This window comes from Micromonospora sp. NPDC000663 (assembly GCF_042898105.1).
Lineage (GTDB): Bacteria > Actinomycetota > Actinomycetes > Mycobacteriales > Micromonosporaceae > Micromonospora.
This window is the reverse complement of sequence record NZ_JBIAYR010000014.1, coordinates 25,414-48,297: the sequence shown is the minus strand read 5'-3', so window position 1 is coordinate 48,297 and position 22,884 is coordinate 25,414. Positions and strand designations below refer to the sequence as shown.

Annotated in this window: 18 protein-coding genes; 3 read left to right on the top strand and 15 right to left on the bottom strand. The window is 69.4% G+C overall.

All coding sequences use genetic code 11. From position 1 onward, the window contains the following. Positions 1–137: 137 nt before the first annotated feature. From ACFY1S_RS27765 to ACFY1S_RS27740, 6 genes are all read right to left on the bottom strand, one after another. Entirely contained in the window at positions 138–2,534 is a 2,397-nt protein-coding gene (locus ACFY1S_RS27765) for a ricin-type beta-trefoil lectin domain protein (RefSeq protein ID WP_387123668.1), read from the bottom strand. Between the two features lie 68 nt (positions 2,535–2,602). Further along, positions 2,603–3,454 carry a sugar phosphate isomerase/epimerase family protein gene (locus tag ACFY1S_RS27760; RefSeq protein WP_387123666.1) on the bottom strand — a complete coding sequence of 284 codons (852 nt, stop codon included), beginning with the start codon at positions 3,452–3,454 and terminating at the stop codon, positions 2,603–2,605. A 6-nt stretch (positions 3,455–3,460) separates the two neighbouring features. Beyond that, the gene (locus ACFY1S_RS27755; RefSeq protein WP_387123664.1) at positions 3,461–4,645 is read right to left on the bottom strand and encodes an ABC transporter substrate-binding protein; all 1,185 of its coding nucleotides are present in this window, start codon (positions 4,643–4,645) and stop codon (positions 3,461–3,463) included. A 12-nt stretch (positions 4,646–4,657) separates the two neighbouring features. Further along, a complete protein-coding gene (locus tag ACFY1S_RS27750) occupies positions 4,658–5,641 on the bottom strand; it encodes an ABC transporter permease (protein ID WP_387123662.1) in 984 nt (327 codons plus the stop codon). A gap of 2 nt (positions 5,642–5,643) precedes the next feature. After that, positions 5,644–6,615 carry an ABC transporter permease gene (locus ACFY1S_RS27745; protein WP_387123660.1) on the bottom strand — a complete coding sequence of 324 codons (972 nt, stop codon included), beginning with the start codon at positions 6,613–6,615 and terminating at the stop codon, positions 5,644–5,646. Next, on the bottom strand, positions 6,612–8,123 hold the full coding sequence (locus tag ACFY1S_RS27740; RefSeq protein ID WP_387123658.1) for a sugar ABC transporter ATP-binding protein: 1,512 nt from the start codon (positions 8,121–8,123) through the stop codon (positions 6,612–6,614). Before ACFY1S_RS27740 ends, ACFY1S_RS27745 begins: the two co-directional genes overlap by 4 nt. A 526-nt stretch (positions 8,124–8,649) precedes the next feature. Between ACFY1S_RS27740 and ACFY1S_RS27735 the strand changes: the two genes are divergently transcribed. Continuing rightward, entirely contained in the window at positions 8,650–12,204 is a 3,555-nt protein-coding gene (locus ACFY1S_RS27735) for a ThuA domain-containing protein (RefSeq protein ID WP_387123656.1), read from the top strand. A gap of 78 nt (positions 12,205–12,282) precedes the next feature. On the opposite strand, the gene ACFY1S_RS27730 is transcribed toward ACFY1S_RS27735, so the two are convergent. The 6 genes from ACFY1S_RS27730 to ACFY1S_RS27705 form a co-directional block, all read right to left on the bottom strand. Beyond that, positions 12,283–13,041: an SDR family oxidoreductase gene (locus ACFY1S_RS27730; protein WP_387123654.1), complete on the bottom strand. Its 759-nt coding sequence runs from the start codon at positions 13,039–13,041 to the stop codon at positions 12,283–12,285. Next, complete coding sequence (locus ACFY1S_RS27725; RefSeq protein WP_387123652.1) at positions 13,038–14,063, bottom strand: zinc-binding dehydrogenase; 1,026 nt, start codon at positions 14,061–14,063, stop codon at positions 13,038–13,040. The genes ACFY1S_RS27730 and ACFY1S_RS27725 overlap by 4 nt, the downstream gene beginning before the upstream one ends. Positions 14,064–14,130: 67 nt before the next feature. After that, the gene (locus ACFY1S_RS27720; protein ID WP_387123650.1) at positions 14,131–15,351 is read right to left on the bottom strand and encodes a mandelate racemase/muconate lactonizing enzyme family protein; all 1,221 of its coding nucleotides are present in this window, start codon (positions 15,349–15,351) and stop codon (positions 14,131–14,133) included. A gap of 1 nt (position 15,352) precedes the next feature. Further along, positions 15,353–16,180, bottom strand: a complete 828-nt coding sequence (locus ACFY1S_RS27715) for a carbohydrate ABC transporter permease (protein WP_387123648.1) — start codon at positions 16,178–16,180, stop codon at positions 15,353–15,355. Next, entirely contained in the window at positions 16,180–17,160 is a 981-nt protein-coding gene (locus tag ACFY1S_RS27710) for a carbohydrate ABC transporter permease (protein WP_387123646.1), read from the bottom strand. Before ACFY1S_RS27710 ends, ACFY1S_RS27715 begins: the two co-directional genes overlap by 1 nt. A gap of 4 nt (positions 17,161–17,164) precedes the next feature. Beyond that, positions 17,165–18,427 (bottom strand): ABC transporter substrate-binding protein, encoded by a 1,263-nt coding sequence (locus tag ACFY1S_RS27705; RefSeq protein WP_387123644.1) that lies wholly within the window; start codon positions 18,425–18,427, stop codon positions 17,165–17,167. A 122-nt stretch (positions 18,428–18,549) separates the two neighbouring features. On the opposite strand from ACFY1S_RS27705, the gene ACFY1S_RS27700 reads away from it, so the two are divergent. Continuing rightward, complete coding sequence (locus ACFY1S_RS27700; protein WP_387123642.1) at positions 18,550–19,344, top strand: FadR/GntR family transcriptional regulator; 795 nt, start codon at positions 18,550–18,552, stop codon at positions 19,342–19,344. Between the two features lie 73 nt (positions 19,345–19,417). Here ACFY1S_RS27700 and ACFY1S_RS27695 read toward each other — a convergent pair whose 3' ends face one another. Then, positions 19,418–20,806 carry an RICIN domain-containing protein gene (locus tag ACFY1S_RS27695; RefSeq protein ID WP_387123640.1) on the bottom strand — a complete coding sequence of 463 codons (1,389 nt, stop codon included), beginning with the start codon at positions 20,804–20,806 and terminating at the stop codon, positions 19,418–19,420. Positions 20,807–21,144: 338 nt separating this feature from the next. Between ACFY1S_RS27695 and ACFY1S_RS27690 the strand changes: the two genes are divergently transcribed. Continuing rightward, entirely contained in the window at positions 21,145–21,480 is a 336-nt protein-coding gene (locus ACFY1S_RS27690) for an L-rhamnose mutarotase (RefSeq protein WP_364363430.1), read from the top strand. Positions 21,481–21,493: 13 nt separating this feature from the next. Here ACFY1S_RS27690 and ACFY1S_RS27685 read toward each other — a convergent pair whose 3' ends face one another. Together ACFY1S_RS27685 and ACFY1S_RS27680 are read right to left on the bottom strand one after the other, a co-directional pair. Further along, a complete protein-coding gene (locus ACFY1S_RS27685; protein ID WP_387123637.1) occupies positions 21,494–22,123 on the bottom strand; it encodes a VOC family protein in 630 nt (209 codons plus the stop codon). Between the two features lie 108 nt (positions 22,124–22,231). Next, entirely contained in the window at positions 22,232–22,723 is a 492-nt protein-coding gene (locus ACFY1S_RS27680) for a MarR family winged helix-turn-helix transcriptional regulator (protein WP_387123635.1), read from the bottom strand. Positions 22,724–22,884 lie beyond the last annotated feature (161 nt).

The following is a 22,884-nucleotide window of genomic DNA, read 5'->3' as shown; positions in this document are numbered from 1 at the left end:
ACCCCGTTCCCGTGCGGTACCAGGCCTCGACCGGGCTGGTCCTGGACCCGACGCGGGCGAACGGCGGGCGCTAAGCGGACAGGTCCGGGCCGGGGTGCGCCCCCCGAGCCCGGACCTGCCGGTCTCCGGCTCCTACCTCAGCTGCGCAGCTGCCACTGCTGGTTCGCGCCGCCGTTGCAGGACCAGAGGATCAGTTTGGTGCCGTTCGCCGTCCCGGCGCCGTTCGCGTCCAGACACAGGCCCGACTGCACCCCGGTGATCGTGCCGTTGGCGTTGATGGTCCACTGCTGATTGGCCTGGCCGTTGCAGTCCCAGATGACCACAGCGGTGCCGTTGCTGATGCCCTGGCCGGAGGCGTCCAGGCACTTGGTGCCGTAGACCACGAGCTGCCGGCTGGCGGTGACGGTCCACCGCTGGTTGGTGGCGCCGCTGATGCAGTCCCAGATCTGGGCCTGCGTGCCGTTCGTCGTGCTGGACCCGCCGATCTCGGCACAGCGACCCGACTGGACGCCCACGAGCTGCACGTTCTGCGGGTTGGTGCTGCCCCCGCTCTGCACACCAGCCGCGTTGATCACCGTCTGCGCGCCGGCCGGCCAGCTCCCGTTGCTGACCGTCACGTTGCCGTTTACCACGTTGCCGCGGTCGCCGTTGGTCACGTTCGTGCTGTTGTTCGTCGCCCAGTTGTTGGTGACGGTGAAGTTGCCCATGTTCTCCGCGTACCAGTAGTTGGCGGTGGCCCAGGTGCCGGTGGAGGAGAACACGTTGTTGCGGGCGGTGTAGTAGCGGGAGCCCTCGTCGAAGTAGAGCCCGAACCAGCCGTTGGTACGCAGGCAGTGGTTCTCGTTGATCGTCCCGCCCGGGTTCGCCGAGAGCGTGTAGATGCACCCGCCGTCGGTCATCTGCTGCATGACGTCGTGCACGTAGTTGCCGATCACCTGGTTGTTCGCCGCGGTGGTGGCCGTCGTGTAGCGGGGCTGGTAGTTGTACAGCCCCCGGTTCGCGTAGTGCTGGCTGCCGCCGGCGTCGTTGGCGCCCCAGCCGTAGCCGACAGACAGGCCGGTGTACGGCATGTTGTAGACCTCGTTGTGCGAGACCAGCGCGGTGTTCACGTAGGTGGTCAGGATCGAGACCACGCCCCGGTACTCCAGCCCGAGATCGTGCACCCGGTTGTTGCTGATGGTGATGTTGCGGTTGGCCATCCGCTGGTCGCTGGGGTGGTGGGCGTCGGCACGTACGCCGCCGACGACGATGCCGCCGGCCGAGTTACGGGCGATCTCGGAGCGGGTGACAGTGATGTTGCTGGCCCCCAGGCCGACGCCGCTGGCGTGGGCGTTGGCGTCGTTACCGATCCCGATGGCCGTCTGCCCCAGGTTGACGAACTGGGAGTCGCCGAAGGTGATGGTGTTGGCGGCGGAGACCTGCACGGCGGCGGGCATCTGGTTCCAGTTCGGCCTGGTGGCCTCGAACTGCGGGCAGCCGGCCTGGCAGGACGTCAGCGCGTCGGACGGGCGGGACCAGGTGCCGGTGATGTGGGCGCCGGTCTGCTGGTCGGCGAAGCCGTTGCTGCTGCTCGGGCCGAGCCAGCTGGTGCCCGTGAAGGTGATGCCGCTGAACGAGATGTGGTGCGCCGGCGCGTCGTAGGTGCCGCCGATGGCGACCAGGGACTGCAACTGCGGCAGCTCGACGCTGACGGTGCTCATGTTCTGCCCCGCGAGCGGGATGTAGTTGAGCTGGCCGTTGCCCGGGTTCAGATACCACTCCCCCGGCGAGTCCAGGAACTCGTACGCGTTGGTCACGTAGAACGGCCCGGCCCGGTGCGGGCTGGAGAGCGTGTCGAAGCCGAACGTGTTGTTGTTCCACGCGGGCTGCTGCATGGTGAGGAAGTTCCCGCTGATGCTCTGCACAGGCGAGTACCTGTCGGTGAACGAGCCGACGCTCTCCACCTCGACGCGGTTCTGGTTGCCCAGGTTGTTGAGGTAGCTGAGCGCGCTGGTGCTGAACCGCATGCCGCTCGTGGTGAAGGTGAAGTCGGACCGGTTCACGGCGGTGCGCGCCCGCGTGGCGACTGCCCCGTTGACGTAGAGCTGACGGGAGTCGAGCCCGGCGGGAACGTTGGCACGCCAGATGTTCTTCCCGGAGTCGACGAGCGACCAGCCGGTGACGGCCCGGGCGCCGGTGATGGTCGGACGTGCGCCGGAGGCCGCCCGCCAGATCACCTGATAGCCGTTGGTGCCCGAGTCGGTAGCGGTGAACCGCAGCGGCGACGAGAGTCGGTACGCGCCGTTCGCCAACTCCACGACGATGTCACCGGACATCGCGCTGTTGACCGCCCGCACCGCGGTCTGCGCGGCGGTCAGCGAACACGGCTGGCTGGCCGAGCAGGTGGTGCCGGTGCCGGAGGGTGACGCGTAGAGGGTGGTGGTCGCCGCCTGGGCCGGGGACGCCGAGGCGGTCACCGCGACCAGCGCGGTCAACGCTGTCGCGGCCACGCCGGCCAGCAACCGGCGTGGCGTTGCGATGGACGGGACGGGCACGGGAGGGTTCTCCTGACGTGAGGGGGGCGCGGCGCCTGGACGGCGCGGGTTCCGAGCACGGCGGCGGATCAGGCGAGCACCTCCCGCAGGTGGCGCAGACCGTCGGTGGCGAGACGGTCCTGCGAGGGTGCCAACGGTCGCCAGATCGACGCGGCGGTGGCGATGGTCTCGTTCTCCGCCGTGAACGACTCGATGCAGACGGAGCCCCGGTAGCCGGTGTTGCACAGGAAGGTGAAGAAGCGGGGCCAGTCGAAGTGGTCGGTGCCGGGAGCACCGCGGTCGGTGCCGCTGACCTGGACGTGCTTGATGTGCCCGCCGGCGACGGCGAGGGCCGCGTAGGGATCGGACTCCTCGATGTTCATGTGGTACGTGTCGATCATGATGCCGACGTTCGACGGCAGCCCGTCGATCATCTCGACGGTCTGTTCGACGGTGTTGACGACGCTCGTCTCGTAACGGTTCAACGCCTCGACACCGATACTCACGCCCAGCTCGCCGGCTTGCTCGGCGACCGGCGCCAGAGCCCGCCGGAAGTCCGCGTAGCAGGCCGCGCGAGCCGCTGGCGACATCCGCCAGGTGCGGCCGACCGAGGCGTACACGGGACCGCCGACGCACGGTGCCCCGACGGCCGCCGCGCTCGCCACACACCCCATGAGGTACGCGACTGTCGACTCGACGACGGCCGGGGCGGCGTCCACCAGGTCCCGGCCCGGCGGGGTGACCGCGCAGACCCCGGCCGCGACGAGACCGTGCGCGGCCAGCAGGTCCCGGGTACGGATCGGGTCCCAGTCCCCGGGCTGCTCGATCGGCAGCTCGACCGCGTCGAAGCCGAACGACGCGATCCGGGGAATCAGCTCGGCGAGGGCCTCGTCATCGACAGGCGAGGCCCACACCCATGGGTTGACGCCGATGGCGTACACCGGAACCTACTTCCAGCGCTGCGGGTAACCGGGCAGGTCGGTGCAGCCGCACATCGCGTAGTGCAGCGGCGGCATGTTCGGGTCGAGGTACCGGTCCAGGTTGTCCTGGGTGATGGTCGGCTGGGGCAGCTTCCAGGGGTTGGAGACCTGCTCGCCGTCGAGGATCCGCAGCGCGGCGATGATCGGCGTACGCCACTGGTAGGTCGGGTAGGTAGGCGCGATGGCGGTGAGGTTCTTGTCCTTCCAGATCTTCAGGAAGTCGAGCTGGTCCTCGCCGTTGATCGGCGGGACGGGCTTGCCCGCGTCCTGGAACGCCTCGACGGCGGCGACGGCGACGGCTCCGGCGTCCATCCAGATGCCGTCGATGGTGCCGTACCGCTGGATGTAGTCGTCGACGATCTTCTTGGTCTTGGCGGGGTCGCCGTCGGTGAACTCGACGCCGACGACGTCGACCTTCGCCTTGTCGAACGCCACCTTCGCCGCCGACCAGCGGGTCTCCAGGACGTCGACACCGGGCAGGATCCGCAGGGCCAGGACCTTGCCGCCGGGCTTCATCTTCTGGCTGACGAACTCGGCCCCGACGTGACCGAAGCCGTAGCCGCCGATCGGGTTGATGAACGTCACGGGGCACTTCGTGTTGACACCACGGTCGAAGACGACGACCGGCAGCCCCGCCTGGCAGGCCGCCTCGACGGCCGGGGTGAGGGTGGCGGTGGTGTTCGGCGAGACGATGAGCGCGTCGCAGCCCTTGCCGAGCAGATCGTTGATGTCCGCGATCTGCTTCTGGTCCTTGCCTTCGGCGTCGACGTGCACGAACTCCTTGATGCGACTCTTCTGCGCCTCGACCTCGGCCTGCATGGTCTTGAACCCGACCTGCCGCCACGGGTTGTTCAGCGCCGCGTTCGAGAAGCAGACCTTGTGCGGGCCGTTCTTCTTGAACTTGGCGGTGTCCACCATCGTCGGGTTGAGCACCTGCTCCCACGGCTTGTCGGCCGGGCCGGTCGGGGCCGCGTCGAGCAACGCGAGCTCGGCGTCGTAGTCGGCCTGCACGAAGAACTTCGACTGGTCCCCGGTGCCCGACCCGGCGGCGGCGGAGGCGCTGCCCGAGGGGCCCGCCGCCGGCTCGTCAGTGGCGCACGCCGCGAGGGACAGCAGGGTGACGGCGGCCAGAGCCGCCATGGAACGTCGCACTATGGTTTCCTCTTATCTCGACGAAGAACGGGTTGCCGAGACCGCCACGGCGAGCAGGATGATCGCGCCCTGAACGGTCGACCTGAGGGCGCCGGAGACGCCGTAGAAATTCATGAGGGCGAACAGCAGTTCGAGGGTCAGCGCGCCGAGCATCGCGCCGACGACGGAGCCGCGACCCCCACCCAGGGCCACACCGCCGAGGACGACCGCGGTGATCGCGCCGAACTCCAGGCCCGCGCCGGCCTGGAACGAGACGCCGCTGTAGCCACCCAGGAGGATCGCCGCCACGGCCGCCGCGAGCCCGCTGAGGATGAAGGCGATGGTCCGGGTACGCCAGACGCGTACCCCGCTCAGCTCGGCGGTGCGCGGGTTGTCGCCGACGGCGACGAGCGTCCGGCCGAAGTCGGACCGCATGAGCAGCACTGCGAGGGCCGCGAGGACCAGCAGGACCAGCAGGGCGTACGGCAGGCGACCGAGCACCGGCACGTCCTCGACGGCACGCCTGCCGAACCGCCGGAACTCCTCGGAGAGCTGACCCTTCGGAGCACCGTCGGACCACAGGTAGACGGCGCCGACGAGGATCAGGAACATGCCGAGGGTGGTGATGAACGACGGCACCCGCAGTCGCGTCGTGATCAGGCCGTTGACCAGCCCGACCACCGCCCCGAAGGCGAGCAGCAGCAGGACCACCGGCCAGGTACGCGCCGGATCGCCGTCGATCAGCCGGGCGGCCACGACCACCTGTGCGGTGACCAGCGAGCCGACGGAGAGGTCGAACTCGCCGGAGACGATCACAAAGTACTGGCCGGCGGCGAGCAGGATGATCGGCGCTGACCGACCGAGGAACGACATCAGCGACGACGGGGCCAGGAAGTCGGGCTGCCGGATGCCGACGAGCACCAGCAGCACCGCGAGGATCGCGAGGATCGGCAGGACACCACCAGGCCGGAGCCGGGGCACCCGCAGCGGCAGCGTACGGGGCTGGACGGTCTGCATGGCTAGGCCGCCTTTCGCATGGCCCGGCGGGCGTAGACGGCGACCGCGGCGATGATGATGGCGCCCCGGATCACCTGCTTGAAGAAGGCGTCGGCCTCGAGCTGGTTGAAGATGGCGTCGATGCTGGCGAGCAGCAGCACGCCTCCGACGGTGCCGACGACACCACCGCGCCCACCGGCGAGGGCGGTGCCGCCGATCACCACAGCGGCTATCGACTCCAGGTCGTACAGGCCCTCGGTGCCCACCCGGGGGGCGCCCGAGCCGAGCCGACTGGCGAGGTAGATGCCGGCGAGCCCGGCACACAGCGAGCACAGCACGTGGGCGGCGACGAGAACCCGGTCGTTGCGGACGCCGGAGAGCCGGGCGACCTCCGGGTCACCGCCGACAGCGACCAGGTGGTGGCCGAAGCGGGTCCGCGAGAGCGCGAACCAGGCCGCCCCGGTCACGGCGACCAGCAGCAGGAACGACAACGGCACCGGACCGATCCGCTGGTAGCCCAGGGTCTGCACCAGCGTCGGCGAGGTGGTGCCGGCGGGGCCGTCGTAGCCGCTGTCGAGGTAACCCTTGAGCAGCAGCCCGACGCCGAGGGTGGCGATGAACGCGTTGACCCGGAATTTCGTGACCAGAAGCCCGTTGAGCAGCCCGACAGCCGCGCTGACCCCGAGCGCCAGGAGAATCGCCGGCAGCAGCGCGCCGTCGCTGCCGTTCATCGTCTCGGCCGCGACGAGGGTGCTGAGGCTGATCACGTACGCCACGGAGAGGTCGAGCGAACCGCCGAGGATGACAAGGGTCTGACCCACCGCGACGAGACCGAGGCCGGCGGCGACGTGCAGGAGGCTCACCGTCGTGGACTGGTTGAACAGTTGACCACCGTCGACAAGGACGACCAGCCAGCCGATGGCGAGAGTGAGGGTCAGGGCCACGAACACGCCCGGCACGGGGCGTCGGGCCGGCAGCAGCGACAGGGCACTCACAGAGCTATCTCCATTACGGTGCCGACGGCAAGGGCCATGACGTCCTCCTCGCTCGCGCCGGCGGGCAGTTCGCCGGCGATCCGGCCGTCGCGCATGACGACGATGCGGTCGCTCATCCCCAGCAGCTCGGGCAGATCGGACGAGATCATCAGCACGGCCGCGCCGTCTCGGGCCAGACGGCGGACGAGGTCGTGGATGGCCGACTTCGCTCCCACGTCGATGCCGCGGGTCGGTTCGTCGAAGAGCAGGATCCGTGGGTCGAGCGCGAGCCACCGGGCCAGGACGACCTTCTGCTGGTTGCCGCCGGAGAGGAAGCGGATCTCCTGGTCGTCACCGGCGCCGCGGATCTCCACGGCGGCGAGCAGGTCCCGTACCCGTGCGGTGCGGGCGGCGTGACCGGACCGGGCCGCGAAGACGGCCCGGCTGGCGAGCAGCGCGTTGTCGAGCACCGACTGCCGGGGCACGATCCCCTCGCCCTTGCGATCCTCGGTGACGTAGGCGATGCCGGCCCGCATCGCGGTGCGCGGAGAACGGAGCCGGACCGGTCGGCCGTCGAGCGTGACGTCGCCGGTCGTGAACGGGGAGACGCCGAAGAGCGCGCGGGCCAGAGCCGAGCGCCCGGAGCCCTGGAGGCCGCCGATGCCGAGCACCTCGCCGGCGCGCAGCTGGAGGCCGACGTCGCGCAGCTTCCGGTTTCCCGCGTCGCGGACGCTGAGCCGTACCGGGCCGATGTCGTCGGGCGCGGCCCGGTCGGGGTAGTAGCTGGACAGCTCCCGGCCGACCATGTGCCGTACCAGCTCGTCGGCGGTGGTCGCGGCGGTGTCCTCAGTGGTGACCCGGCGACCGTCCTTGAGGACCGTGATCCGGGTGGACAGGTCGAAGACCTCGGTGAGCCGGTGCGAGACGTACAGCAGGCCGATCCCCCGCTCCTGGAGCCGGCGCACCAGCCCGTAGAGCAGCTCGACCTCGTGGTCGGCCAACGCCGCGGTCGGTTCGTCCATGATGAGCAGACGCGCGTCCAGGGCGAGTGCCTTGGCGATCTCGACGACCTGCTGCTGCGCGACCCCGAGGCGTCCCACCCGGGCGTCGGCCGGCAGGGCGGTCTCCCCGATCGAGGCGAGCAGTCGAGCGGTGCGGTCGAGCATCTCCCGGCGGTCGACCAACCCGCGGCGGACCGGCTCGTGTCCCAGGTAGACGTTCTCCGCCACGGTGCGCTCCGGCAGCAGGTTGAACTCCTGGTGGATGATCCCGATGCCGGCCCGCTGGGCGTCGCGCGGTCCACGGAACACACGTGGTTCGCCGGCGAGTTCCACGGTCCCCCCGTCGGGGGCGTACCCGCCCGACACGATCTTCATGAGGGTGGACTTCCCGGCGCCGTTCTCACCGACGACGGCGTGGACCTCGCCCGGCGCGACGTCGAGGTCGACACCGTCGAGCACGCGTACACCGAGGAAGGACTTGCCGATGCCCCTGAGGGTGAGCAGCGGCGCCGGCCGTGGGTCTGACATCCCGAAAGCCCTCGCAGACAGTAGTCATCAGCAGGATTCGATGTGACCCTACGGTCACGTCAAGGACCTGAACATCGAACTTTCGTAGACATCGACGGATACTTACGTTCTTGCGGTACGAACATTCCCTTGACATCGCCGAAACATCACACGTATGAAGATAGATGTTTGGATAGGGGTCCGCAATCCTCGACCGGGGCTGATTGACGGGGCCGCAGTAGGAGCCGTCGGCGGTCCCGCCGCCGGCGGGTAGATCTCGCTCGCCGTCCACTGGGCAGGACGGCGGCGACTTTCATTAATTGACAGCTACCTATTGCTGGCTCATCCTGACCCCGTGAATCATCGGACGAAACCCGCGAGCTTCATCACGCTGAGTGACGTCCCCCGGTTTTGACTGCCGTCTTCGGCGAACGGCACGAGGACCCGACCACCACAGTCGTGCCCTCGCGCGCGTCCAGGCACAACCTGGCGCGGCGCGGGGCCCATGGCCGCTATCGCAGTTGCCCGTCCGACCTAGGAGACGCCAATGCGTCGCAACACACTGCTCATCGCGATGATCGCCGGTTTGTTACTGGCGCTCGGCCTCGCGCCACCCGCCTCGGCGGCCCCGGCCTTCCGCGCCCTGCTGTTCACCAAGACCGTCGGCTACCGGCACGACTCGATCCCGGCCGGGATCTCCATGTTCCAGCAGCAGGCCGCGGCTAACAACTTCGAGCTGGTGCAGACCGAAGACTCCAGCGTCTTCACCCCGGCCAACCTCGCGACCTTCGACGTCATCATCATGTTCCAGACCTCCGGCATGGTCTGGACCTCCGCCGCCCAGCGCCAGGCCGTCGAGGGCTACCTCGCCAGCGGCAAGGGCATCGTAGGCGTCCACAACGCCACCGACATGGGCATCGAATCCGAATACCCGTGGTGGGACCAGACCGTCAACGGTGGCGCCCACATGCCCGAGCACTCCCCCGGCGTACTGGCCGGCACCGCCATCGTCGCCGACAAGCAGCACCCGTCGACGGCAGGCCTGCCGGACCGCTGGAACCGCAGCGAGGAGTGGTACAACTTCGACACCAACCCGCGCGGCAACGTACACGTCCTGGTGACCGCCGACGAGCGGACGTACAACCCGGGCTCCCGGGCCATGGGCCCGGACCACCCGATCTCCTGGTGCCGCAACGTCAGCGGCGGTCGGGTGTGGGCGACCGCGATGGGCCACGCCATCGACTCGTACAGCGAGACGAACTTCCGCAACCACGTCCTCGGTGGTGTCAAGTGGGCCGCCGGGAACGTCCCCGGCGACTGCGGTGGCACGGTCTGGGGCAACTTCGAGAAGAGAACCCTCGACGACAACACAGTCGACCCGATGGCGCTGGCCGTGGCACCTGACGGACGTGTCATCTACGTCCAGCGCGGCGGACAGGTCAAGATCTTCAAGCCCTCGACAAACAGCACCGTCACCGCCGCCACGCTCAGCGTCTACACCGGAGGCGAGGACGGCCTGACCGGCATGGCGTTGGATCCGAACTTCGCCAGCAACGGGTACGTGTACCTGTACCACTCCCCGGCGAGCAGCACGACCGACGTCAACCGCGTCTCGCGCTACACGCTGACCGGTGACACGCTCAACCTGTCCAGCGAGGCCCGGATCATCGACATCCCCGCCTACCGCGACCGCACGTTCCCCGAGCCCGGCCACACCGGTGGGTACATCGACTTCGGGCCGGACGGCAACCTGTACATCGCCACCGGGGACGACACGCCGCCGAACCTCGACCCCAACTGGCAGGGCTACGCACCGCTGGACTGGCGCTCGGGCAAGTCCAACCTCGACGCCGCCCGCAGCGCCGGCAACACCAACGACCTGCGCGGCAAGCTGCTGCGCGTCAAGCCCTCGGCCAGCGGCGGCTACACCATCCCGACCGGAAACCTCTACCCCCAGGGTACGGCGCAGACCCGGCCGGAGATCTACGCGATGGGCTTCCGCAACCCGTTCCGGTTCTCGATCGACCCGGCCAACGGCTGGGTCTACCTGGCCGACTACGGGCCGGACCGGAACCCGCCCACCACCAACCGTGGGCCCGAGGGACTCGTCGAACTCAACGTGATCAAGTCGGCCGGCAACTACGGCTGGCCGTTCTGCCACGGTGACAACCAGCCCTACGCGCCGTACAACCCGGACACGGGCGCCGTCGGCGCGAAGTTCAACTGCAACGCGCCGGTCAACAACTCGCCCAACAACACGGGCCTGACCAGCCTCAAGCCGATCGTCGCGCCGAACATCTGGTATGGGTACGGCACCTCGCCGACCTTCCCGGAGCTGGGCTCCGGCGGCTCCGCGCCGATGGGCGGGCCGGTCTACCGGTACGACCCGGCGAACCCGTCCGCTACCAAGTTCCCGCCGTACTACGACGGCGTGCACTTCTTCTACGAGTGGTCCCGCAGCTTCATCAAGGAGGTGCACTTCGACTCCGCCACGGCGGTGACCAGGACCAACCCGTTCCTGCCCAACACGCGCTTCAACAAGCCGATGGACATGGAGTTCGGCAAGGACGGCTCGCTCTACCTGCTGGAGTGGGGCACCAACTTCGGTGGCGGCAACAGCGACTCCGGGCTCTACCGGATCGACTACATCCAGGGCGGCCGGTCGCCGATCGTCAAGGCCACCGGCACGCCGACCAGCGGCAGCGCGCCGCTCACCGTCCAGTTCAGCAGCGCGGGCACCGCCGACCCGGACCCGGGCAACACGCTGAGCTACCAGTGGACGTTCGGCGACGGCACCACCTCCACCGCCGCCAACCCTTCGCACGTCTACACCTCCAACGGCAACTACACGGCGCAGTTGAAGGTCACCGACAACACGGGTAAGACAGGCTTCGCCAACGTCCAGATCACCGTCGGCAACAGCGCGCCGGTGGTCACCATCACCACCCCGACCAATGGCGGGATGCTCACCTTCGGTGACAAGGTGCCGTACCAGATCAGCGTGACCGATCCGGACGGCGGGACGGTCGACTGCTCGAAGGTGTTCCTCAACCCGGCGCTCGGGCACGACGACCACGCGCACGAGACCACTGAGTACCCGGGTTGCTCGGGCACCATCTCCACCGACCTGCTCGGCGGACACCCCGATGGCGCCAACCTGTTCTACGTGTTGAACGCGCGGTACACCGACAGTGGCGGTGCGGGTGGCGCGGCTCCGCTCACCGGCACCGCGCAGGCGATCCTCCAGCCGAAGCACAAGCAGTCGGAGTACTTCAGCAGCCAGTCCGGCGTACGGGTCGTCGACCAGGCGGCGGCGGAGAGCACGAAGCGCGTCGGTGACATCTCCAACAACGACTGGATCGCGTTCAGCCCGATGAGCCTGTCCGGCATCTCGACGGTCAGCTACCGGCTGTCGTCGCCGTCCGGTGGCGGCACGATCGAGCTGCGGGCTGGTTCACCCACCGGAACGCTGCTGGCCACGACACCCGTGCCGAGCACCGGCGGCTGGGACAACTACCAGTCCACGGCGCCGGTGAGTGTCGCCGCCCTCGCGGGGACGCAGACGCTGTACATGGTGTTCAAGGGCAGCACGAACAACTGGTTCGACCTCGACTCGCACACCTTCGGCGGGGCAGGGGTCGGCGTTCCCGGCACCGGCACGGGCACCGGCGTGGCGGGCAAGACCTGGACGCTCACCGCGCAGCACAGCGGCAAGCTGATGGACGTCAGCGGTGTCTCCACCGCCGACGGCGCCCAGATCAACCAGTGGGCGGCCACCGGGGGCAACAACCAGAAGTGGCAGGCCGTGGACGCCGGCGGTGGCGCGGTCTACCTCAAGGCGGTGCACAGCGGCAAGTGCGCCGAGGTGATCGGCGGCTCCACCGCGGCGGGCGCCTTCCTCCAGCAGGCCACCTGCAACAACAGCAACCAGCAGAAGTTCACCGCCACGGCCACGACGACGGCCGGGGTCTACACGGTGCGCAACGTGCAGAGCAACCTCTGCCTGGATGTCAACGGGTCCTCCACGGCGGACGGCGCCCGGGTCCTGCAGTGGACCTGCCAAGGCGCGAGCAACCAGCAGTGGAGGTTCACCCAGGTGTGACGAAACCGCACTGACGACGGCGCCCCGGTCGGGGCCGGCATCCGAGCAACGGAGCCGGTCCCGGCCGGGGCGCTCCCGTCACCTGCCGAGCCAGCCGCCGTCGACGGGCAGCACGATCCCGTTGACGTAGTCCGACGCGGCAGACGCCAGGAACACCGTGGCACCACCGAGGTCGTCGGCGCGACCCCACCGACCCGCCGGGATCCGGGCGAGGATCGCCGGTTCGCGCTCCGGGTCCTCGCGCAGGGCCCGGGTGTTGTCGGTGGCGATGTAGCCGGGGGCGATGGCGTTGACGTTCACCCCGCGGCCGGCCCACTCGTTCGCCAGCGCGCGGGTGAGCCCGGCAATGCCCGACTTCGACGCCGCGTAGCCCGGGACGGTGATGCCGCCCTGGAAACTCAGCAGCGACGCGGTGAAGATGATCTTGCCGCTGCCGCGCTCCACCATCGTCCGGCCGATCTCCCGGCTCAGCACGAACTGGCTGCTCAGGTTGACCTCGATCACGTGGTCCCACATCTCGTCCGGATGGTCGACGGCCGGCGTACGGGCGATCGTGCCCCCGTTGTTGACCAGGATGTCGATGGGGCCGAGGGCGGTGAGGTCCCGGCTCAGCCGGTGCACGGCTGCCCGGTCGGCGAGGTCGGCCCGCAGGGCGGTGAACCGGCGGCCGGCCGCGCGCACCAGGCGTTGCACCTCGCTGCCGTCGGCTTCGAGCCGGGCGGAGACCCCGATGACGTCGGCGCCGGCCAGGGCCAGCGCCTCGGCCATCGCGAGCCCGATCCCGCGCCGGGCGCCGGTCACCACGGCGGTCCGTCCGGTCAGGTCGAACAGGGTCATCGGTTTCCCTCCGACAGGTCGAGCAGGACCTTCATGACGCCGCCACCCTCCAACGCCGTGAACGCGGCGTCGGCCGCCTCGACGGGCTCGACCCGGGAGATGAGCTGCCGAGCCGGGATCGCGCCGGACGCGACCAACCGGATCGCCTCCACCACGTCGTCGCGCTGGTAGAGGCGGGCGCCCAGCAACTCCAGTTCGCGCCAGAAGAACCGGTGCAGGTTGACCTCGCGCGGCCTGGGGTGGATGGCCACCATCACCAGCCGGCCCCGGGTGGTGAGGACGTCGACCGCGGTGGCGACACCGCCTGCGGAGCCGGAGACCTCGAACGCCACGTCGGCGCCCGCGCCGTCGGTCCGGTCGTTGACGAGTGCCACGACGTCGGTCGTCGTCGGATCGACCGCCTCGACCCCGATCCTGCCCGCCACGTCGCGGCGGAACGGGTCCGGCTCGACGAGGAGCACACGCGCCCCCCGACCCCGCGCGACGGTGGCGATGAGCACCCCGACCGGACCGCCGCCCACCACGACCACCTGGTCGTCGGCGCTCACGTTCCCCCGGCGGACGTCGTGCACCGCGACGGCGACCGGTTCGACGAGCGCCGCGTGGTCCAGGGGCAGGTCCTCGGGCAGCGGCAGGACCAGGTCCGTCGGCACCGTCCAGGAGGACTGCATCGCGCCGGGTGAGTCGATGCCGAGGAAGTTCATGGAGTGGCAGATGTGGGAGAGCCCGCGTCGGCAGGCGGCGCACTCCCCGCACGGCCGGGTCGGCATGACTGTGACGGCCTGGCCGACGGTCAAGCCTGTGGCGCCCTCGCCGACTGCCGCGATCCGTCCGGACATCTCATGCCCGATGATCGCCGACGCGCCGACCCGTGCGTCCATGTCTCCGTGGTAGATGTGCAGGTCGGTGCCGCAGATCCCGGTGTAGGCCACCTCGATACGCACCTGGCCGCGGCCCGGTGCCTCCGGTTCCCGTTCCTCGACCCTGAGGTCTCGTGCACCCCGGTAGACGACTGCCTTCATCGATCCTCCAACTCGGCGGTCGGAACGCCGTTCGTCCCGACCGGGTGGGTGGTCAGCTCACGTGTTGTCAGTGACGTGCGGTGGACGACACGTCGTTGTGCGAGTTCAGCGGCACCACGGGAACCTTGCGGGCGGAGACGCCGTCGACCCCTGCCAGCAACCGGCGCCCGGCCCGTTCCGGGCGGACGTTGGGGCTCTCGGCCGTCTGCGCGTGCGGGCGGCGGCTGGCCGCCCGGATCCGCTCCTCGTCGACGCGGACTCCCAGTCCGGGTGTGTCGGCGAGAACGAACGCGCCGTCCTCGACGTGGTGGTCGACTGTGACGCCGACCGGTGGGCGCAGGTCCTGAAGTTCGCTGGTCAGGTGGTTCGGGACCGATGTCGCCGCGTGCAGCAGCCCGATCGGGCTGTTGCCGATCGGGCTGACCGGCAGGTCGTGGGCGTGTGCCAGCGCCGATGCCCGCAGGAAGTGGGTGACGCCCCAGACGGCAGCCATCTGGACGATGTCGACCGCGCCGGCGGCGATCAGCGGCCGGTACTGTTCGAGCCCGGTGAGGTTCTCCCCGGTGGCGACCGACGCGTTGATCCCCCGGCCGACCGCCGCGTGGCCCTCGGCGTCCCAGCGCCGGACCGGCTCCTCGATCCAGATCAGGTCCAGGGCGCGCTCGATCTCCACCACGTGCCGGACCGCCTGCTTGCGGGTCCACGCCTCGTTCACATCGAGCATCAGACCCGGCCGCAGCCCCTTCCCGGCCTCGGTCAGCACGTCCCGGACCAGGGCGAGGCGGTGCCTGTCGCGCTCGATGTCGAGGCCACCCTTGAGTTTGGCGGCCCGCAGGCCGTGGCTGGCGTAGACCTCGTACTCCGCGACGAGTTCGTCGTCGGTGAGCCCGATGTCGAGGCCGGACGCGTAGGCGGGTACGCGCCTGTCGCGCCCGCCCAGCAGTCGCCACAGCGGCTCCCCGACAGCCTGCGCCTTGATGTCCCACAGAGCCGTGTCGATGGCGCCGATGGTGCCGAACACCGGGCCAGCGTGGCCCGCCTTGAAGGTGTGCCGCAGCATGCGCTCGTACAGCGTGGTCACCGCCCGCGGATCTTCACCCTCGACGGCTGCGAAGATCCGCTCGATCTCGACGTGCGGCCCGAGGCCGACCCCCGAGATGCCCTCGTCGGTCTCGACGATGACGATCGACACCGGGACCACCCCGTCGGCGAAGACGCCGTTGGCATCGCCGACGGGCCGCCCCCATTCCTGGACCGTGGCGAGTGTCCGATATCCAGTGATCCGCATGTCAACCCTTCGTGGAACCGGCGGCGACGCCGTCGGCGATCTGGCGCTGGAGGAACAGGTAGACCAACAGGACGGGTATCGCGGCGATCAGAACGCCCGAGGCGAAGGTGGGGATGTTGTCGGAGTACTGCCCGCGCAGGGACGTCACCCCGACCATCAGCGTCCGGTGCTCGGCCGAGGGCATCATGACCAGCGCCATGAGGACGTCGTTCCAGCAGAACAGGGCGTTGAGGATGCCGACCGACAGCAGCGCGGGGGTGCCCAGGGGCAGCATGATCCTGCGGTACACGCCGTACACGGTGCTGCCGTCGATCCGGGCGGCGTCGACGATCTCCGGCGGGATGCCCCGGTAGTAGCTGGTCATCAGAAAGACGGTGAAGGGCAGGAACTGCGCCACGTAGACGAGGATCAGACCGGGGTACGTGTCGATAAGGGCGGTGTCGGACATGATCCTGGCGAGCGGCACCATGATCACCTGGAACGGGATGAAGAGTCCGGCCAGGCATCCCAGGAACAGCGTCGACGAGCCACGGAACCGCAGCTGGCTCAGGGCGAAACCGGCCATCGACCCGAGCAGCAGCAGCAGGACCACCGACGACGTCACCACGAACAGCGAGTTGGCGAAGTAGCGCCCCATGCCGACGCTGTTCCAGGCGGTGTCGATGTTCTCCCACCGCAGGGTGTCGGTCAGGCCGAACCGGTCCAGGATGTAGTCCCGGCGGGTCTTCATCGCGACGTTGGCGGTGAACAGCAGGGGGTAGATCGTCGCCACGGCGAGCAGCGACATGGGGATGGCGATCAGCCACCGTCCCAGGCGGAGGCGAGGCATCAGTCCTCCTTTCCGGAGCGTTCGAGCAGCTTGATCTGCAACAGCCCCACGACGATCATGATCATGAAGAGGACCGTCGACGCGGCCGACGCGAGAGCCGGCCTGTTCATCTGGCCCTGCTGCTTCCAGATGTAGAACTCCGGCAGGTACGTCGCACCCTCCGGCCCGCCGCTTGTCATCACGTAGAGCAGCCCGAACATCGAGGTCAGCATCCCGATCATCGTGGTCACGAAGACGAACTGGATGGTGCGCGAGAGGCTCGGAATGATCACGTGCCAGACGACCTGGGGCATCGACGCGCCGTCCACACGTGCGGCGTCCAGCAGCGCGGGGTCCAGGGTGGCGAACCCGGCGAGGAACACCACGAGAGCCATGCCGAAGGTGGCCCAGATGTGCACGCCGACCACCATGAACATGGCGACGCCCGGGTCGCCGAGCCAGTCGATCGGGCCGACCCCGACCGCCCCGAGGACGGCGTTGAGGGGACCGTCGAAGGCGAGCAGCAGATTGAAGATCGCGCCGACGATGACCGGGGACAGTACGGCGGGGAAGAAGTAGACGCTGCGGTAGAAGCGGTGCCCGGGCACCCGCAGGTAGATGAACGTGGCGAGCAGGCCGGGGATGGCCACCGCCACCGGCAGCAGCAGCACCAGCAGCCCGACGTTGCTCAGCGCGGTCCGGAACAGCGGGTCGGCGAACAGCTCCCGGTAGTTGCCGAACCCGACGGCCGTCCCGTTCTGCGCGCCGTCGCCGGTGAAGGAGAAGTTGACCCCCAGGACCAGCGGGTAGAGCCGCAGCAGGACGATGATCAGCACGGCCGGGGCGACCAGGATGTAGGGGGCGAGGCGCTCGGTCCCGGAACCGCCGCCGGCGCGACGGCGGAGGGTGCCGCCGCGCCGGGGGGACGAGGTGACCGCGGGCCCGCCGGCCCGCCCGGCCGGAGCCGGACGGACCGACGGGTGCGTGTTTCCGATCGGCACGTGCTCAGCCCGCCTGGTCGGAAGCGGTCAGTTGCTTCACCACCTCGTCGACGGTGATCGAGCCGCTGAGCAGTTGCTGGGAGAGGCGTCCCATCAGGTCGAGCGTCTTCGAGGAGAGCGCCACGTGCAGGGCGGGCTTACCGCTCTTGAGCTCGCCGACGATCGTGGCGGCGGCCGGACCGGCCTGCGACACGTCGACTGTGGTGTCGGCGACGATCGCGCCCGCGCCGGAGTAGAAGGCGTTGAGCGCCTCGGTCGACGTCAGGGAACGCACCAGGTCGGCGGCCACCTTCGGGTCCTTCGTCCACTTGGCGACCGCGTACCCGATGCCCCCGTCGTACGGGAGAGTCGGCGTGGTGCCGGCGGTGACGATCGGCGGCTTCATGACGCCCAGCTTCTCCGGGGTCAGGAACTCGTTGAAGTCCTGCCAGTGCCCGACGTCCGACATCAGGCCCATGACGTGGGCGGCCTTGCCGGACTGGAAGAACGCGAAGGAGTCGTTGAACATGGCCGTCGAGTTGGCCCCGTCGCTGTTCATCTTCCGGTCGCCGGCCTCCTTCCAGAGCTGGAAGATCCGCTTCACGTTCGCCGAGTTCCAGTCGCGCTTACCGGCGATCCAGGCGTCGTACTCCTGGGCGGTGAGGGTGGTCGAGCCCAGGCTGGAGAGCCAGAACTGGATGCCGACGCCCTCCTTGTTGCCGAGGGCGAAGCACTTGGCGCCGGCCTTGGCGATGGCGGCGCAGTCGGCGACGAACCTGTCCCACGTGGTCGCCGGGCTCGCCGGGTCGAGACCGGCCTTCTCGTAGATCCCCTTGTTGTAGTAGATGGGATAGCCCTGCAGCGTCACCGGGCCGCCGTAGATCTTGCCGTCCTTGGTGAACGCGTCCCAGCCGGCCAGGCGCTGCTTGTCCTCGGCCACATAGTCGGTGAGCGGCACGAGCGCGTCCACCCGGTCGCGGATCTGGCCGCCGCCGTTGAACATCATGACGTCCGGGCCCTTGCCGGACTGGATGGCCGCGCCGAGCAAGGTGTAGTACTGGTCGAAGGGCTGCGCGACGAATTCGACAGTGACATCCGGGTGCTTCTTCTTGAAGTCCGCCTTCGCCTTGTCCAGATAGGATTTGGCGAACGCCTCACCGGACTTGAAGTCCCACACCACCAGCTTGCCGTCCGAACTGGTGGACTTTCCCGAATCGCTGGCACTTCCACAGCCGGCCAAGGCCAGGCTCACAACGAGGACGGCCGACCACATTGCTCGCTGTCTCATCAGTTGTCACCTCTGAAAGTGGGGTGGCCGGCGGGCGTCCCGCGAGCCAATATTGACGGGAAGGTAACTCGTATGACGTGTGACGTCAATAGTCGGCCGTACACTGAGCCGGACGTCGTGCCATGGCGAGCAGTTCGGAGGGGGACATGACGCCACCGCAGGAGACAGCCCTGAACACGTCGGCGACCCCGGCGTGGGTTCATCGACCGGCCAACCTCGCCAGGGCGGTCACCGCCGAACTGGTGGAGCGCATCGTCCGCGGCGTGCACCCGTCCGGGACCTCGCTACCTCCCGAGCCGATCCTCTGCGAGACCTTCTCGGTGAGCCGCACCGTCGTCCGGGAGGCGGTGAAGATCCTTCAGGAGAAGGGGCTGGTCCAGGTCCGCCAGGGCGCCGGCACCATGGTCACTCCCGAGTCGGACTGGCACATGCTTGACGAGCTGGTCCTGGCGGCCACCATCGCCGTGGACGACAGCCTCGCCATCCTCGACGACCTCGTCGTCACCCGGCGGGTGCTGGAGTCCGACATGGCGAACGTCGCCGCCCGGCTCGCCGACGCGGAGACCGTCGAGCGGCTACGCGCCCAGGTGGACCGGATGGACGAACTCGTCGACGACCAGGTCACCTACCACGAGCACGACAGGGCCTTTCACGACACGATCATGCAGGCGTCGGGCAACCGCATCGCCCGCGGCGTCGTACGGGCGCTGGAGAGCCAGGTCATCAACACCGCCCGCTACATGGGGCGGACCGAACGGTCCCTGTGCGTGGCCTCCAACAAGGGTCATCGGCGCATCTACGAGCGCATCGCCGCACAGGATCCGGACGGTGCCGCCGAGGCGATGTTCACCCACATCACCGAGGCGTGGCTGGTCCGCCGCAGCGGTTCGGGCAAGCCGGTCCGCCTCCAGCGCTGACCGTCGCGGACGGTACGGCGGCGCCCGCCCCCGGCACACGGGAGCGGGCGCCGCCGCCTGACGCCGACCGACGTCACGAGAACTGCGAGAAGAACCTCCAGATCTCACCCTTGGTCCAGGTCGTGATGCCGCTCTCGGCGTACGTCCCGTCCACAGGTCCGGGCATGTGGCCGTTGTCGTACGCGGCCCACTGCACGGGATAACCCGACCGGCAGCCGGAGTAGGTGGTCGTGATGTGCGTCCGGCTGCCCGCCGCCGGCTCGGGCGGGTTCTGGGCGGTGCAACCGTTGTTCCGGACGAACGTGTCGCGCAGCGCCCGCCCCTGGGAGATGTTCAGGACGTTGTCCGAGATGCCGTGCAGCCCGAAGTAGGCGATGGGCTGCGTACCGCCGCTGCACCCGCTGATCTGCCCGCCGGAGATGACCGCGACGGCCCGGAACACGGTGGCCCGCGCGCAGGCCACGGCGTAGCTCATGCCGCCACCCCAGCTGAAGCCGAGGGCGAACCGCTGCCGCGGGTTGACACACAGACCGCTCTCGATCCGGCTGATCATGTCGTCGACGAAGGTAATGTCCTCGCCGCCGGCGTTGCCCCAGCCGTTGCCGAATCCCTGCGGCGCGACCAGGATCGCGCTGTTGTTCGACTGCTCCTGCTGCCCGTAGTAGGACCACGCGGCCCCGCTGGTGCCGCCGGAGGAGATGTCCTGCATGGTGCCGCCCCGCCAGTGGAACGCGAAGATCAGCCGGTACGGGTTGCTGTTGTTGTAGTTCGCGGGCACCCGCAGGATGAACGTCCGGCTCTTGCCGTTGCTCTGGATCGTGTGCGTGCCGCTGGCCAGCGTCGGCGCCTTGCCGCACCCGCTGCCACCCGACGGCGGCGGCGGTTCGGTGCTGCCGGTCGGGACGAGCTGCCACTGCTGGTTGGCGCCGTTCCAGTCGGAGTACTGCACGACGTTCGCTCCGTCGGCTGTGGAGGCGCCCTGCACCTCCACGGCCTTGCCGCTGTGCCTGCTGATGAGCCGGACGTAGCCGCCGTCCGAGTCGGCCAGCCGGAACTGCTGGTTCGTGCCGTTGAGGTCTGACCACTGCACGATGGCGCCGCCGTCGGCTGTGGAGAAGTTGGACACGTCGAGGACCTTGCCCGAGTGCCGGGACTTCAGCCGGTAGTAGCCGCCTCCCGAGTCCACGAACTGCCACTGCTGGTTCGCGCCGTTGTTGCGCGTCCACTGCGTGATCCGCGCGCCGTCGTTGGTGGCCGAGCCGTACAGGTCCAACGCCTTGCCGCTGTTGCGGTTCACCAGGACGTACGAGGCGTTGGTGTCCACGGTCGCCGCCGCCGCGGGCGCCGCGTCGACCGCGACGAGCGTGCCGGCGGTCAGGACCGCGGCGGCCGCCGCGGCCGACGCCGACCGCCAGCGACGTCTCGGTGGAGAGGCGGGACGAGCCTCACCGATGGCCTTCATGGTCACTCCTTTGGTAGGGGTCACCCACGGGCGAGACGCACGCGCGTGCCCTGGCATGTGTGCCGGCGTCCGATGGTGGCGTCAGCACGGTGGGGTGTGGTGCGGGCGGGATGCGGCCGGCCCGGTGGAGCGCTGCGGCGCATCCGGGCCCCCGGCGGCCCACGCGACCCGCGAGTCAGAAGTTAGCGCTCACAACGTCATACGTCAAACGATTGCCGTCGATATGCTGCGCGCGTCTCGACGGCCATCGGACGGGTCGGTATGGTCGCGGCGTCCGGCAGGGACGGGCGTGCCCGGGCGCGCGCCGACGCCCCTGTCCACTATCGCGGAGGCGTGAGATGCGACGACACGCAATGGTCATCCGGCTCCGGCCGGAGCACCGGGAGACCTACCTTCGGCTGCACGCCGCCGTCTGGCCCGCCGTTGAGGAGACCCTGCGGCAGGCGAACATGCGCAACTTCAGCATCTTCCTGCACGACGACCTGCTGTTCGGCTACTACGAGTACGTGGGCGACGACCACGCCGCCGACCAGGCGCGGATCGCCGCCGACCCGCAGACGCAGGAGTGGTGGAAGCTGACCGAGCCGTGCCAGGAGTCGCTGGCCCCGGAGGGAAGCGACGACTGGTGGGTTCCCGTGCCGGAGGTGTGGCACCTCGCCGACAAGGACGGCTGACCGCCGGCCCGGATCACTCGGGCGGCTTCGCCCCCGACTGCTCGCTCACCATGTAGGCCGCGTACCAGTCGGGCCAGTTGTCGTCAGTCGTACCGGTGCGCTTCTCGTGCTCACCGTGGGCGGCGGCCGCGCGCCGCAGCGCGCCCGCCAGGTCGGTGTCCGAGGTGTACGACGTCACTCCCCCCTCGATCCGTCCGGGGAGCCGGGTGCTGATCTCCTGCACGAGCCAGGTGTTGCCGTCCGGGTCACGGAACGTGGCGCGCGAGAAGTAGCTGCGACGCTCGGGATCCGGCCCGTCGACCGGCCCGTCCGGGCCGACGTGGAAGACGCCGCTGACCTCGACGCCGACGGCGAGCAGGGCGTCGCGGGCCGCGTCGACGTCGGACACGACGAGGTACGCCGTTGCCGAGCCGGGCGTCGCCGACGTGAGCTGCGACCCGAACTGCACCGAACACGCGGAGCCGTGCGGCGTGAACTGGACGATGCCGGGGGGCGTCTTGTCGAGGCGCCACCCGAGGCTCTCGTAGAACCGCTTCGCGCGGTCGACGTCCGACACGGGGATGACGACCACCTCGACCTTCACGTCGAGGGTCTCGATACGCGACATCGCGCTCGCGTCGCCCGGCGTGGCCTTCGGGCTCATCGCGGCCTCCTGGTGTGGGTGCGGGAGTCACGGCCGACGATCACCACGCTACTGGCCGCACCCGGGCCGCGGTGCGCGTTCACCGCATCACCGGGGGTGTCGCAGCCGTCAGCCCTCGCCCCGTGCGCCGAGGTGGGCGCGCAGCGCCGCGGCGATCTCGCCGGCCGCGCGGAGCTGATCCGGCGTCAGGGCGTCGACGAACAACTCCCGGATGGCGCGCAGGTGCGGGAAGGTGGAATTCCGGAAGGCGTCCGCCCCGGCCGGGGTGAGGAGCACCTCCGACCCACGGGGGACGGTGGGGCACTCCTGGCGGCGGATGAGCCCCCGGCGCTCCATCCGGGCCAGATGGTGGGAGAGCCGGCTGCGCTCCCAGCCGATGTGGGCCGCCAGCGCGGAGGAACGCATCTGCCGGTCCTGCGCCTCGCTGAGGGCGAGCAGCACCACGTAGTCCCCCGGCGAGAGCGCTGAGTCGGCCTGGAGGCGGGTGCTGACCTGGGAGCTCAGGGCCTCGGTCGTCTCGATGAAGTCGCGCCAGATCCGTAGCTCGTCCGCGGTCGGCAGCTGGCGTCCCCTCCGCCGGTCGGGTGTGGCGCTGGTCATGTCAGTCTCCACGGAATTGACGTGTCAATCGGCAGGTTAGCATCATTGACACGTCAACAGGGAAGGCCGCTTCCCGCGGGTCACCGGCGGGAGCGCCGAGGAGGAGACAATGACGGCTCAACGCTTCGAACTGGGGCTGAACTCGTTCGGGGAGGTGGCCA

Bases quoted from the DNA above. Each gene is read 5' to 3' on its own strand.
- ACFY1S_RS27740 (WP_387123658.1), bottom strand. From the start codon at position 8,123: ATGTCAGACCCACGGCCGGCGCCGCTGCTCACCCTCAGGGGCATCGGC.
- ACFY1S_RS27715 (WP_387123648.1), bottom strand. From the start codon at position 16,180: ATGCCTCGCCTCCGCCTGGGACGGTGGCTGATCGCCATCCCCATGTCG.
- ACFY1S_RS27725 (WP_387123652.1), bottom strand. From the start codon at position 14,063: ATGAAGGCAGTCGTCTACCGGGGTGCACGAGACCTCAGGGTCGAGGAA.
- ACFY1S_RS27750 (WP_387123662.1), bottom strand. From the start codon at position 5,641: ATGCAGACCGTCCAGCCCCGTACGCTGCCGCTGCGGGTGCCCCGGCTC.
- ACFY1S_RS27700 (WP_387123642.1), top strand. From the start codon at position 18,550: ATGGCGAGCAGTTCGGAGGGGGACATGACGCCACCGCAGGAGACAGCC.
- ACFY1S_RS27685 (WP_387123637.1), bottom strand. From the start codon at position 22,123: ATGAGCCCGAAGGCCACGCCGGGCGACGCGAGCGCGATGTCGCGTATC.
- ACFY1S_RS27735 (WP_387123656.1), top strand. From the start codon at position 8,650: ATGCGTCGCAACACACTGCTCATCGCGATGATCGCCGGTTTGTTACTG.
- ACFY1S_RS27695 (WP_387123640.1), bottom strand. From the start codon at position 20,806: ATGAAGGCCATCGGTGAGGCTCGTCCCGCCTCTCCACCGAGACGTCGC.
- ACFY1S_RS27680 (WP_387123635.1), bottom strand. From the start codon at position 22,723: ATGACCAGCGCCACACCCGACCGGCGGAGGGGACGCCAGCTGCCGACC.
- ACFY1S_RS27720 (WP_387123650.1), bottom strand. From the start codon at position 15,351: ATGCGGATCACTGGATATCGGACACTCGCCACGGTCCAGGAATGGGGG.
- ACFY1S_RS27730 (WP_387123654.1), bottom strand. From the start codon at position 13,041: ATGACCCTGTTCGACCTGACCGGACGGACCGCCGTGGTGACCGGCGCC.
- ACFY1S_RS27690 (WP_364363430.1), top strand. From the start codon at position 21,145: ATGCGACGACACGCAATGGTCATCCGGCTCCGGCCGGAGCACCGGGAG.
- ACFY1S_RS27705 (WP_387123644.1), bottom strand. From the start codon at position 18,427: ATGAGACAGCGAGCAATGTGGTCGGCCGTCCTCGTTGTGAGCCTGGCC.